Origin of the sequence: Streptomyces deccanensis (genome assembly GCF_022385335.1) — a bacterium.
Lineage (GTDB): Bacteria > Actinomycetota > Actinomycetes > Streptomycetales > Streptomycetaceae > Streptomyces > Streptomyces deccanensis.
In genome coordinates this window covers 7560763-7573232 of the sequence record NZ_CP092431.1, presented here as the reverse complement: position 1 = coordinate 7573232, position 12470 = coordinate 7560763, and the positions used below count along the sequence as shown (strand labels likewise).

Below are 12470 nucleotides of genomic sequence, written 5' to 3'. Positions count from 1 at the left end.
TGAGATTCCGCTTTGGCCTGTGGATAAGTCCGACCATGACCACGTCAGAGCTTGTCCACAGTTCGCTCCTCTCGTTCGCGCGATGTCCGAGGCATCGGGTTGCATGGGGCCATGAGCGACGAAGACCTGTCCCCCATGGACCGCCGAGAGCTACGTACGGCCGCCGACACCGTGCTCGCCCGTCTCGTCGGCGCGCCGGCGGGTGGCGCGCGACTGCGCGAGGACCAGTGGCACGCCATCGAGGCGCTGGTCGCGGATCAGCGCAGAGCCCTGGTGGTGCAGCGCACGGGCTGGGGCAAGTCCGCGGTGTACTTCGTCGCGACCGCGCTGCTGCGCGAACGGGGTGCGGGCCCCACCGTCATCGTCTCCCCGCTCCTCGCCCTCATGCGCAACCAGGTGGATGCGGCCGCCCGCGCCGGCATCCACGCGCGGACGATCAACTCGTCGAACACGGAGGAGTGGGACACCATCCGCCAGGAGGTCACTGCGGGCACGGTCGACGTGCTCCTGGTCAGCCCGGAGCGGCTCAACAACCCCGACTTCCGTGACCAGGTCCTGCCCGAGCTGGCGGCCGCGACCGGGCTGCTCGTGGTCGACGAGGCGCACTGCATCTCGGACTGGGGTCATGACTTCCGCCCCGACTACCGGCGACTGCGCACCATGCTGGCCGATCTGCCGCAGGGAGTCCCGGTGCTCGCCACGACCGCGACGGCCAACGCGCGCGTGACGGCAGACGTGGCGGAGCAGTTGGGCACGGGCGGCGGCACGGACGCCCTGGTCCTGCGCGGGCCGCTGGACCGCGAGAGCCTGAGCCTCGGTGTGCTCGAGCTGCCGGACGCCGCCCACCGGATGGCCTGGCTCGCCGACCACCTGGACGAGTTGCCGGGCTCCGGGATCATCTACACGCTCACCGTGGCCGCCGCCGAGGAGGTCACCGCGTTCCTCCGCCAGTGCGGGCACACCGTGACGTCGTACACGGGCAAGACGGAGAACGCCGACCGGCAGCAGGCCGAGGAGGATCTCCTCGCCAACCGGGTCAAGGCCCTTGTCGCCACCTCCGCTCTGGGGATGGGCTTCGACAAGCCCGACCTGGGGTTCGTCGTGCACCTGGGCTCGCCGTCCTCCCCCATCGCCTACTACCAGCAGGTGGGCCGCGCGGGTCGCGGTGTCGAGCACGCCGAGGTGCTGCTGCTGCCCGGCAGGGAGGACCAGGCGATCTGGGAGTACTTCGCCTCGGTCGCCTTCCCTCCGGAGGAGCAGGTGCGCCGGACCCTGGACGTCCTGGCACACGCCGAGCGACCCCTGTCCCTGCCCGCCCTCGAACCGCTGGTGGAACTGCGTCGTTCCCGGTTGGAGACGATGCTGAAGGTCCTCGACGTGGACGGCGCGGTCCGCCGCGTCCAGGGCGGCTGGGTCTCCACCGGCGTTCCCTGGACGTACGACACCGAGCGCTATGCCTGGGTCGCCAAGCAGCGCGCGGCCGAGCAGCAGGCCATGCGTGACTACGTCACGACGTCAGGCTGCCGGATGGAGTTCCTGCGACGGCAGCTGGACGACGAGGAGGCGGCGCCCTGCGGGCGGTGCGACACCTGCACCAAGCCCAGGTTCGCGGAATCCGTCTCGTCGGCGGCGCTGGACGCGGCGCGCGGCGAGTTGGGGCGGGCGGGGGTCGAGGTGGAGCCCCGCAAGATGTGGCCGACCGGGCTGCCTGCGGTCGGCGTGAATCTGAAAGGACGCATTCCGGCCGGTGAACAGGCGGCTCCGGGGCGAGCGTTGGGGCGGCTGTCGGACATCGGCTGGGGCAACCGACTCCGGCCGATGCTCGCGCCGCAGGCCCCGGACGGACCGGTTCCTGACGACGTGGCGAAGGCGGTGGTGGCCGTACTGGCCGACTGGGCGAAGGGCCCCGGCGGCTGGGCCTCCGGACAGGCCGACGCACAGCCCCGACCGGTGGGGGTCGTCACCATGGCGTCCCGTACCCGGCCGCAGCTGATCGGTTCCCTGGGCGCGCGGATCGCCGAGATCGGCCGTCTGCCGCTGCTGGGTTCGGTGGCGTACACCGGCGCGGTCACGCAGGTCACCCGCAGCAACAGCGCACAACGGCTCAAGGCGCTCGACGGGGCGCTGACCGTGCCGCCCGAACTGGCCGCCGCCCTCAGGGAGGCGGACGGGCCCGTTCTGCTGATCGACGACGCCACGGAGACCGGCTGGACCCTCGCGGTCGCCACGCGCGTGCTCCGGCGCGCGGGCGCACAGGGGGTGTTGCCGCTCGTGCTCGCCGTCCGGGGGTGACCGACCGTCAACCACGCGTGAGCTCCGTGCCGCTTGGGCGTTACGGGCGCGTCCCATGCGCAGGGATATAAGCGGTGGATCACCACAAAACTGTCAGTGGCCCCAATTGCTCGTTGCCGCAACCAAGTTCGCCAGGAAGAATTGGGGTCCGCTCCCCGCACGGCCCACTCGTGAATCGGTAGGGCTTCTGCTGCGGCGTGCGCTCCCCCAAGTCCGACCCCCGCCCGCTGTGTGGGCGCGTAGCCGAAGGGAGGATCGTGACCTTCGGATTCGCTCCGTCCTCGGCGGCTTCCGTGTCGACCTCTGCCGACCTCTCCACCACTTCCGCCAACCGGTTGCTCGAGCCCGCGGAATGGGCCGCCGCCGGGATTCCGCTGCTGCGCAATCCCCGGGAGGTCGTCAGCGGACTGCACGCGCGCCATCAGCCCCGGCCCGCGACGGCGGTCATCGCCGTGCTGGATCCGGACGAGCGGTTGAGGGCGAGCGCCTCGTTCGTCCGGCGTCCGGCCCCGGCCGACGGCTGGATGTTCCGCAACGCTCTCCTCGCCCAGTTGCGCCGGGTCATTCCGCACGATCTGCGCCGGCGCACCCCGGTGCGTACGGCCGTGCTGCTCTACTGCCGTGACGGCGACGCGCGTTGGACGGAGGAGGACGGGGCGTGGATGTGGGGGCTGCGGGACGCCTGCACACTGCACGGGCTGCGCTGCGGGGCGTACATCACACTGACACGTGACGGCTGGCAGGTCCTCGGCGAGGGCCGAGGGGGTCGTCGTCCCCACGCGGACTCACCGGCCGAGCCCTTCGCCACGGCTGTCGCGCCGCCGCCCATGCCACGCACCGGTGGCGTCGCGTCGGAGGTACTGCGCCGAGCCGCGGCACGCTGAGCCGCAGGGGCGTTCCGAGCCGCAGGCACTCCGCGCCACATCCGCTCCGAGCCGCTTCGGCGCCCGGCCCGGACCAAGCGAACGGCCGCCAGACCAAGAGAACGCCCGCCCGGACCCAGCGATTGCCCGTCCGGGCACCCACACGCCCGCGCCCACCCCGCGAGAGAGCCCGCGGGGTGCGGCCCACGCCGAGCACGGCGCGCCATGCCGCCGCACCGCCACCCTGCCGCACCTCCCCGGCACCCGACCGCCCCGCACCGCAAGGCCACGGCACCGACCGCACCGCACCCCCGCGAACCGATCCCCGACAACGCCGAAACACCCCGCGGGCACGCCGAAGCGCCCCATCACGGGGTGTGGCCGCAGTGCCGCCCAGGTCGTCCCCGGGCACACACGACTCCCCGGCGGGCCCTCGCGGGCCGACCAGGGAGTGGTCCGCAGTCGCTCAGACTCCGGCGCCCAGCACCGAGTTGATCGTCTGCGGGTCGCCGCACACGATCAGCAGGGCCCGGGCCCGGCCGAGGGCCTTGGGCAGCGCCTGAGCGGTGACGGCATCGGTTCCGCCGTTGACGGCGACCACGACGACGGGACGCGGCGCGGCCCGGTCGGTGGCCGAGGCATCGGCGTAGAAGACGTCGTCGCCCGCGTCGTGCTGCGCCCAGTAGGCGGCCTCGCCGAAGGAAAGCTCGTGGTCGGCCCACGGATGCGACTCGCCGGTGGTGATCACCAGCACGTCACCGGGGGCACGGCCCGACTCCAACAGCAGGTCGACGGCTTCCTCGGCGGCGTCCAGCGCACCCTCGGCCGAGGCCGGGATCAGCTGGATCTGCGGGGTTGCGGCAGGAGCGGACGGCCCGGGCTTGACCGCGGCATGAGCCGCGCGCTGGGCCGGCACCGGCCGGGCAGGACCCGGACGACCGGGACGCGGCGGAGCCGCGGGACGGGGACCGGGTACGGGACGGGGGGTCGGCGCGACCCGGCCGCTGGCCGGAGTGGCACGCGGGCCCTGGGCACTCTCGTGAATCTGAGGCTCCTCGGGAATGAGAGGCATGAGCTGATGTTTATCAAACGCCGGTGCGACACGCGTCGGCGGGTGGCACATGAGTGCGAACGGATCCGTCAGAAATCGAAGCCGAGCTGGCCCTCGATCTCCGGAACGCTTCCGTCCGCCCAGTTGCGGGCCTTCTTGAGGTGTCGCCACTGGGGCAGCGCATCAAGATACGCCCACGACAACCGGTGGTACGGGGTGGGGCCCCGCTCCGCCAGCGCGGCCTTGTGGACAGGCGACGGATACCCGGCGTTGGCCGCGAAACCGAAGTCTGCATGGTCGACACCCAGTTCGGCCATCATTTTGTCGCGCTGAACCTTGGCGATCACCGAGGCGGCCGCGACGGCGACACAGGACTGATCGCCCTTGATCACCGTACGGACGCGCCAGGGTGACCCCAGGTAGTCGTGCTTGCCGTCGAGGATGACCGCGTCGGGCCGTATGGGGAGCGCCTCCAGGGCCCGCACGGCGGCCAGCCGCAGCGCGGCCGTCATGCCCAGGTCGTCGATCTCCTCCGGAGAGGCGTGACCGAGGGCGTGCGAGGTGACCCACGTCAGCAGTTCCGCGGCGAGCGACTCGCGTCGCTTGATCGTCAGGAGCTTGGAGTCGGTGAGGCCCTCGGGCGGTCGGCGCAGTCCGGTGATCGCCGCGCAGACGGTGACGGGGCCGGCCCACGCTCCGCGCCCCACCTCGTCGACACCGGCAATGACCTTCGCTCCGGTCGTGGCGCGCAGCGAGCGCTCGACGGTGTGAGTAGGTGGTTCGTACGGCATGGCGCCCTTAGCCTACGCCGCCCGCGTCCCCGTGCGACACCCAGGTTTCCCGGGGCAACCGCGCCCCTCTCCCCGACTGCGCCCAGGCACCTCATCGGCGCAGCAGCGGAACCATCAACTGGTCGATCATCTCCTCGATCTCCCGCTCGCTCCATTCGCTCCCGCACATCTTCGAGCGGTACATCATCATGGCCGGAATCGCGTCGAAGACATAGCTGTTGGCCGCGTCGGACCGCACCTCACCCCGCCGGATTCCACGCTCGACGACCTCGCGCAGCAGCTTGACCGTCGGCTGCACGACCCCCTCGATGATCACGCCATGGAAGCGCTCGGCCTGGGTGGTGTCGCATTCGTGAATCACCGACCGCAGAGCGAACCCGGGGCGGGAGAACATCGCCTCACGCGCCTGCCGGCACAGCGCCAGCAGATCCTCGCGCACGTTCCCGAGGTCGGGCGCCTCCTCGAAACGCGGCAGCCCGGCCTGCAGCGCGTCGGCGACGAGGTCCTCCTTGGAGGGCCAGCGGCGATAGACCGCCGCCTTGCCCGTCTGGGCGCCCGCGGCGACTCCCTCCATGGTGAGGCCGCTCCATCCGACCGTGCTGAGCTGCTCCAGCGCGGCGTCGAGGATGGCGCGCTCGAGCACGGCGCCGCGCCGGCGCGGGGAGACCGTCGGGGCGGGAGCGGTCGTCCAGCGCGAAGTGACCATCTGTGTTTCTCCGTTGAGCCAGGGGGCGGGGGTGCCGAAAGCGGAAGCGGACGGACGACGCGCGGACCCGGCGGCGACTCAATGAACGCTTGCGTTCACTAAGGGGGACTCACTACCGTGGACGCGTCAGTGAACGCGAGCGTTCACTAAGGCACTTGTGGGGGACCCATAGTGACAACCTCTCCGTTGATTAAGGATCAGAAGCCGGGAGCCGCCCGCCGGGAGGGGCGCCCCGGCATCGCACTCACCGTCATCGCGGCCTGCCAACTCATGGTGGTACTCGACGCGACGATTGTGAACATCGCCCTCCCGCACATTCAAGACGCGCTCAAGTTCAGCACCACCGACCTGACATGGGTGGTCAGCGCCTACACGCTGACCTTCGGCGGTCTGCTGCTCCTGGGCGGCCGGGCCGGTGACATCCTCGGCCGACGCCGGGTGTTCATGACCGGAATCCTGGTCTTCACCCTCGCCTCGCTGCTCGGCGGGCTCGCCCAGGAACCCTGGCAACTCCTCGCGGCCCGAGCCCTGCAGGGCGTCGGTGGAGCGATCGCGTCGCCGACCTCGCTGGCGCTCATCACGACGACGTTCCCGGAGGGACCGGAGCGGAACCGCGCGTTCGGCGTTTTCGCCGCCGTCTCCGCCGGTGGCGGCGCCATCGGTCTGCTCGCGGGCGGCATGCTCACCGAGTGGCTCGACTGGAGGTGGGTGCTGTTCGTCAACGTGCCCATCGGTGTGCTGATCGCCGTCCTCACCCCGATGTACATCAGTGAGTCCGAGCGGCACCCGGGACGGTTCGACATCGCGGGCGCGCTCACCTCGACCGCCGGTATGGCCTCGCTCGTCTACGGGTTCATCCGCGCGGCGGAGGAGGGCTGGCGCGACGGCCTGACCATCGGTTCCTTCGCGGCGGCGATGGTCCTGCTGCTGGCGTTCGGCCTCATCGAGAGGCGCGCGCGGGAGCCCATCACCCCGCTGCGGATGTTCACCGACCGCAACCGCTCGGGCACGTACGTGATCATGCTGAGTCTCGCGGCGGCGATGTTCGGGATGTTCTTCTTCATCGTGCTGTTCGTGCAGAACGTGCTGCGCTACACCCCGATCGAGGCCGGTCTGGCCTTCCTCCCGGTGACCGTCGCGATCGTCACCGGCGCCGGTCTGTCACAACGGTTCCTGCCTGTGCTCGGCCCCAAGCCGTTCATGGTGGTCGGCTCCACGCTCGTGGTGCTCGGCCTGACCTGGCAGACCTTCATCAGCCCCGACAGTTCCTACGTCAGCGGCGTGCTCGGTCCGATGGTGATGTTCGGCTTCGGCATGGGCCTGAACTTCGTGACCCTCACCCTGACCGCCGTGTCGGGGGTCGCACCCCACGAGGCGGGCGCGGCGTCCGGTCTGCTCAACGTGACGCAGCAGGTGGGCGGCTCGCTCGGCCTGTCCATCCTCACGACGGTCTTCGGTACGGCCAGTCGTGACGAGGCGGAGAAGCAGGTCCAGCTCTTCATGGCCCAGGCCACCGACGCGCAGAAGGCCGAGTTCGCAAAGACCCAGCAGTTGCCGGCTCCCTGGAGCCATGAGGTGCTCTCCCAGGGCATCTCGACGGCTTTCATACCGGCTGTCGCGATGGCCGTACTCGCCCTGGCCACCGCCGTCCTGGTGATCAGGGTCCGCAAGAGCGATCTGGAAGCCCTCTCCGGCACGGCAGGACCCACCGCCGGAGGCTGACGGGACGATCACGGAAGTGGCCGCACATCGGCCGGACCGCGCCCTGGTCCACGCCAGTCCAGGGCGCGGTCCGGCCGTGCGTGGGCCGCGACGACTCTCAGCGGTAGAACTCCGGACCCGGCTCACCGCACTCCGGTCCACTCGCGTCCCCCACCGGCGGACGCTCCTCCAGGATGCGCCTGGCCTCGGCCTCGCCCCAGCTCGTGGCGTACCAGGGAACGTGCTGCCGCTCGTCCAGCTCCTCCTTGATGTCCCACAGCGCGCACGACCGCATGGGCTCCTCCAGCCGGTCCAGGGCGGGCACCGCGTCGGCGGACAGCCCGCGCGCGTAGGGCAGGTCGAAGCGGCCCGTGGTCTCGTACCGCTCGACGTTGCGCTCGGCGATCAGCCCGTCCGGCGACACCAGCCCGAACGCGAGCACCACGGCGGCCGCACTGGCCGCGACGGCACGCGGCAGCCATCGGGCGCCCCACACACCGGCGGCCATGATGAGCACGATGACCAGGCCGAGCCAGAGCTCCATGGTCAGCACCGAGATCCTCAGCCGCGTCAGCCCGTAGGCCTCCATATACATGTCCATACGCCGCACCGCGGACGCCACGACGACGAGCGCCAGCGCGCACAGCGTCCCCAGTACCCCGCGCACGAGCGTCCTGTCACTCGACCGGGTGCGGGGCGCCCAGCGCAGGGCGACCACGATGACCAGCAGGGTGAGCAGCGTGGCCATGAGCAACTGCCAGAAACCCTGGCGCGCGTACTGGGCGTAGGTCTGGCCGGTCTCCTTCAGGACCGCGTCGTAGCCACCGAAGAGCACGGCGAGCTGGACGGCGTTGAAGACGGCGAAGAGCCCGACGAGTCCGACCAGGGGCAGCGCCCACTCGACGCGCCCGCGGGCACGCACCGCCGGCACCTGGATGCGGTCCCACCTGGCCGGTGCGGCCGCCGTACGGGCCGCCGCGAGGGTCCCGAACAGGCCCAGTGCGAGCAGCAGGATCCTCCAGGGCCCGTCGTTCACGGAGACGTCGGGCACCAGAGCGCCGAGCAGATCGGCGAAGGCCGCGTCGGCCCCGGCGAACAGCGCGCCGAAGACGAAGAGGAGGGCCGCGGCCACGACAAGCGCCCTCAGCAGGGGTGCCAGACGGCTCCGGTCGCCTCCCAGCCGCTCGCGCAGGCCCTGCCACGCCCAGGCCGCCCCGGTGACCAGCGAGGTGAAGACACCGACGGGTCCGAGCAGAACGGCCGGCCAGGTGCGGCCGCCGTGCAGGGCGAGCGAACCCACCGCGAAGGCGGTGACGACGGCCAGGAACGAGGGCCACTCGGCGGCTCGCAGCGCGGGCACGGTCAGCAGAGCCAGCCCGCCGACGCCCCAGACGAGGGCCCACGGGCGAGGACGGCGGCCCGCCCGGCGGCCCGCGAAGTACACGGCGAGCGTGGCGGGCACGGCGACGAAGACCAGGTTGACCGCCAGCCCGTCGCCCAGCAGGAACATGCTGAGCAGGCCGGTGGCCAGGGCCGCCCACAGGGTCGCGGTACGGATCGGCGCGGGATCGTCAGGTGCGAAATCGATCAGTCCGGGCGGCGCGGGCGGCGGTCCGCCCGGTATGGGTGCGGGTCTAGCAGGTACGGGTGCGGGTCCGCCCCGTAGGGGTGATGGTCCGCCCGCCTTGCCCGCCGCTGTGGCGTCGGCAGGACCTGTCGGCCGCGGCCGGTCCTTGTCCGTCCCCGCGCGAGCCCTCGGCGACGGGCCTTCGGATTCCGGTGTGGTCGGTACTGACGGTGTGTCGGACATGGGACCCCCTCCCCCGACCGGCCTCACCGCCCACCGTACGCAGCGCGCGGCTGCGGCAGAAGGTTCGTGGCCGGTACCTCGTCGCCGCGTCCGGTCATGATCAACAGGCGGCGTGGCGGACAGGGTATGTCGCGGGTGAAGGCACGAGGCCGACCGAGGAGTGCACTGTGGCATTCCTGTGACAGTTGTGGCGCTTGGGGTGGGTGGGCCCGGGGCAGCACGTCCTTTCGCCCGGACGCCTTCGCCGGCGCCGACGGGTCATCCCACCTGGAGCCAGTCCGGGAACGCCTCGGTCTGCCGTGTCCACGCCTCGGGAGGTGCCCCGGCCTTACCGGAGGCGACCACTCCGCCGACGATGGCGCAGGTCGTGTCGACGTCACCGCCGACCTGGGCCGTCGTCCAGAAGCCCCGCTCGTAGTCGCCGAGGGCGCGTGCCGCCGACCAGAGCGCGAACGGCACGGTGTCGTGCGCCGTCGTACGCCGTCCACAGCCCAGTACGGCGGCGACGGTGTCCGCGTCGGCGTAGTCGAGCATGTCCCGAGCACGCCGCAGACCCGCGCCGACGGCACTCTTCGGGACAAGGGCGATGACTCCGTCGAGCAGGGCTCCGGCGCTCGGCGGTCCGGCGGGGTCGGCCGCGAGGGCGGCGGCCGCGGCGACCGCCATGGCACCGACGACGGCCTCGCGGTGCTGATGCGTGGGGTAGGCCGAGATCTCCGCCTGGTGGGTGGCCTGCTCGGGGTCGTCCGCGTACCAGGCGCCGAGCGGGGCGATCCGCATGGCGGCGCCGTTGCCCCAGGATCCCTGGCCGTTGAAGAGCGCGGAGGCCAGCTCACGCCAGTCGCCGCCTTCGCGGACCAGACGCAGCAGGCGGTTGACCGCCGGCCCGTAACCGCGGTCGAAGTCGTGGTGCACCGCGAAGGAGCGGGCGAGTTCGTCCTGGTCGATCCGCTGGTGGGCCGCGAGGACGGCCACGACGGAGCAGGCCATCTCGGTGTCGTCGGTCCACTGCCAGGGGCCGGACGGGGTCTCGCGGCGCTTGAGCAGCGGGTAGTTCACGGGCACGAAGTACTGCGAGCCCAGCGCGTCCCCCACCGCGAGTCCGCGCAGGCTGGACAGGGCGCGCTCCAGGCGGCCCGTGGAAAAGGAGTCAGCGGTCATCGCCCTGCCACTCTAACTGGTGGCCCCGTACGACTCCGGGTCCCGCCAGCGGTCGAACGGCCGGTCGAGCGTGTACTTGCCGTCCTCCCCGAGAACGAGCATCCGCATCTCCGCGTTCCCGGGGTTCGACAGGGACTCGAACTCGGCGACCGTCCAGTGGAACCAGCGCATGCAGAACAGACGCATGGCGAGCCCATGGGTGACCAGCAGAACGTTCGGCGGGTGGTCGGGGTCCTCGAAGCTGCGGAAGAGGCTCTCCAGGAAGCCGCCGACCCGGTCGTAGACGTCGGCACCGGACTCGCCCTGCGCGAAGCGGTAGAAGAAGTGGCCGTACGCGTCCCGGTAGGCCTTCTGCAGGCGTACGTCGTCCGGGTCCTGCCAGTTGCCCCAGTCCTGCTCGCGCAGCCGTGGCTCCTCGCGCACGCGCACCAACTCGGGGTTCAGGTGAAACGCCTGGAACGTCTCGTGCGTCCGGCGATAGGGGGAGACATAGACGCTGACGCGCTCGCGGCCGAGGACGTCGCGGATGCGTTTGCCGGTCTCCTCCGCCTGCTGCCAGCCGAGATCGGTGAGGGCGAGGGCGTGGTCGGGCTCGCGCTCGTACACGGTGTCATCAACATTGCCCGTTGACTCGCCGTGTCGGACAAGGATGATGCGCCGTGGTCGTGCCATGCCAAGACCCTAAAGGGCGCGAGGGCGGATCGAGCACTCGTCCGGCTGCCATACGGCGTAGGTCACACAAGTCCCGCACACCGGCCCTGGGCTCCGGGACGCGAACTCACCCGAGTCGGACCCTCACACCGTCCAGCTCGGTTCCAGCTCCACGATGTCGCCGGTCATGGCCGCGACATCGGCCTCGATCTGGGCCCTCAGGGCCAGGCGTTCGATGCGTTCGACGCGGTACTTGCCGTGCTCCGCGGCCGACTGCCACATGGAAAGGATCATGAACTCGTGAGCGGGCGCCTCTCCGAAGAGGCCACGCACCATGCCCGGAGAGCCCGCCATCGCGGGGTTCCAGACCTTCTCCTGCATCAGCGCGAAGTGCTCGGCCCGCTCCTCGTGGACACGGCAGTGCGCGACCCGCACCAGATCGGCGTCCGTGAAGCGCGGCTCGAAACCGGTCTTCACATCGAACCGGTGATCGAAGAGCTTGGCCTGCATGTCCCTGAAGGTGCCCGACTGCGACGCGGCGAGCCGGTCGTGGGAGCGCGCCATGAAGGAGTCGTAGAAGGCACGGCTCTCCCAGAACGAGAAGATGTGCGCCACACCGGCCCGCCCCCGGCTCCAACCCCCGCCCTGTCCACGGAATCCCGGCTCCCCCAGTAGCCCCGCCCACTTTCGCTGCCCCCGCTCGAAACCGCGGCGGTCCACCACGGTGCAGCGAATCCACTTGACCAGCACCGCGCCATGGTAAGGCCACGGAACGTGGCGACGGTCACTCTCCGGCCGGTTGCACCCGGGCGAGCGCCCCGGCGCGCATGCGAGGATGGACAACTGGCCTGGACCGCCAGGCAGTTCGGCCCGCACGCACAGAAGAACGGGGAGGGAGTTCTGTTGAACGGCCTCAACAAGGGCATCCGCAAGGTCGAGGTGTCGCTGAAGTGGGACCCGAGTCCGGCCGGACAGCCGCCGACGGATCTCGACATCGTCGCGGCGACCTACTCGGCGGCCGATCCGAGCGGCGCGCCCGCCTATGTCGTGCACTTCGACAGCCGCTCGCCCGACGGCACCATCACCCTCAACCGCGACAGCAAGACCGGGCAGGGCTTCGGCTGGGACGAGGTCATGACCGTCGAGCTGAACCGGCTCGACAGCCGGTACGGCCGGGTCGTGATCGGTGTCGCCATACAGCAGGGATCGGGCACGAGGACCTTCGTCAACGTCACCAAGCCCGCCCTGCGTATCCGTGAGGACTACACCGTCCTGGCGGAGGACGACTTCGGCGGTGTCCTCGGGTCGACGGCCGCGACCGTCGCCGAGTTCGTCCGCGACACCACCGGCGAATGGACGTTCCACCCCGGCATCACCGGCTTCGACGAGGACCCGGCGACCTTCGCCCGTGTCATGGGCGGCCCGCCCCGGGCCTGACGCGCCA

At 71.0% G+C, this 12470-nt stretch carries 11 protein-coding genes; 4 read left to right on the top strand and 7 right to left on the bottom strand.

Annotated elements, in window-relative coordinates; translation table 11 throughout:
• Positions 1-111: 111 nt before the first annotated feature.
• The gene (locus L3078_RS33510; RefSeq protein ID WP_239757655.1) at positions 112-2292 is read left to right on the top strand and encodes a RecQ family ATP-dependent DNA helicase; all 2181 of its coding nucleotides are present in this window, start codon (positions 112-114) and stop codon (positions 2290-2292) included.
• Positions 2293-2549: 257 nt separating this feature from the next.
• On the top strand, positions 2550-3176 hold the full coding sequence (locus L3078_RS33505; RefSeq protein WP_239757654.1) for a hypothetical protein: 627 nt from the start codon (positions 2550-2552) through the stop codon (positions 3174-3176).
• 445 nt (positions 3177-3621) lie between these two features.
• On the opposite strand, the gene L3078_RS33500 is transcribed toward L3078_RS33505, so the two are convergent.
• The 3 genes from L3078_RS33500 to L3078_RS33490 all read right to left on the bottom strand — a co-directional run bounded on the left by L3078_RS33500 (position 3622) and on the right by L3078_RS33490 (position 5703).
• The gene (locus L3078_RS33500; protein WP_239757653.1) at positions 3622-4227 is read right to left on the bottom strand and encodes a hypothetical protein; all 606 of its coding nucleotides are present in this window, start codon (positions 4225-4227) and stop codon (positions 3622-3624) included.
• A 68-nt stretch (positions 4228-4295) separates the two neighbouring features.
• Entirely contained in the window at positions 4296-4997 is a 702-nt protein-coding gene (locus L3078_RS33495; RefSeq protein WP_239757652.1) for a ribonuclease HII, read from the bottom strand.
• 91 nt (positions 4998-5088) lie between these two features.
• Entirely contained in the window at positions 5089-5703 is a 615-nt protein-coding gene (locus L3078_RS33490) for a TetR/AcrR family transcriptional regulator (protein ID WP_239757651.1), read from the bottom strand.
• A gap of 171 nt (positions 5704-5874) precedes the next feature.
• Between L3078_RS33490 and L3078_RS33485 the strand changes: the two genes are divergently transcribed.
• Entirely contained in the window at positions 5875-7425 is a 1551-nt protein-coding gene (locus L3078_RS33485) for an MFS transporter (protein WP_239757650.1), read from the top strand.
• 97 nt (positions 7426-7522) lie between these two features.
• Here L3078_RS33485 and L3078_RS33480 read toward each other — a convergent pair whose 3' ends face one another.
• The 4 genes from L3078_RS33480 to L3078_RS33465 all read right to left on the bottom strand — a co-directional run bounded on the left by L3078_RS33480 (position 7523) and on the right by L3078_RS33465 (position 11776).
• The gene (locus L3078_RS33480) at positions 7523-9214 is read right to left on the bottom strand and encodes a DUF4153 domain-containing protein (protein ID WP_420864130.1); all 1692 of its coding nucleotides are present in this window, start codon (positions 9212-9214) and stop codon (positions 7523-7525) included.
• A 258-nt stretch (positions 9215-9472) separates the two neighbouring features.
• Positions 9473-10375, bottom strand: a complete 903-nt coding sequence (locus L3078_RS33475) for an ADP-ribosylglycohydrolase family protein (RefSeq protein ID WP_239757649.1) — start codon at positions 10373-10375, stop codon at positions 9473-9475.
• 12 nt (positions 10376-10387) lie between these two features.
• Complete coding sequence (locus L3078_RS33470) at positions 10388-11047, bottom strand: histidine phosphatase family protein (RefSeq protein ID WP_239757647.1); 660 nt, start codon at positions 11045-11047, stop codon at positions 10388-10390.
• A gap of 123 nt (positions 11048-11170) precedes the next feature.
• Positions 11171-11776, bottom strand: a complete 606-nt coding sequence (locus L3078_RS33465; protein ID WP_239757645.1) for a YdbC family protein — start codon at positions 11774-11776, stop codon at positions 11171-11173.
• A 153-nt stretch (positions 11777-11929) separates the two neighbouring features.
• Here L3078_RS33465 and L3078_RS33460 point away from each other — a divergent pair, with 153 nt between their 5' ends.
• Positions 11930-12463 (top strand): TerD family protein, encoded by a 534-nt coding sequence (locus L3078_RS33460; protein WP_239757643.1) that lies wholly within the window; start codon positions 11930-11932, stop codon positions 12461-12463.
• Positions 12464-12470 lie beyond the last annotated feature (7 nt).

Coding starts and splice junctions, on each gene's coding strand:
- L3078_RS33510 (WP_239757655.1), top strand. CDS start 112: ATGAGCGACGAAGACCTGTCCCCCATGGACCGCCGAGAGCTACGTACG.
- L3078_RS33500 (WP_239757653.1), bottom strand. CDS start 4,227: ATGCCTCTCATTCCCGAGGAGCCTCAGATTCACGAGAGTGCCCAGGGC.
- L3078_RS33495 (WP_239757652.1), bottom strand. CDS start 4,997: ATGCCGTACGAACCACCTACTCACACCGTCGAGCGCTCGCTGCGCGCC.
- L3078_RS33490 (WP_239757651.1), bottom strand. CDS start 5,703: ATGGTCACTTCGCGCTGGACGACCGCTCCCGCCCCGACGGTCTCCCCG.
- L3078_RS33480 (WP_420864130.1), bottom strand. CDS start 9,214: ATGTCCGACACACCGTCAGTACCGACCACACCGGAATCCGAAGGCCCG.
- L3078_RS33475 (WP_239757649.1), bottom strand. CDS start 10,375: ATGACCGCTGACTCCTTTTCCACGGGCCGCCTGGAGCGCGCCCTGTCC.
- L3078_RS33470 (WP_239757647.1), bottom strand. CDS start 11,047: ATGGCACGACCACGGCGCATCATCCTTGTCCGACACGGCGAGTCAACG.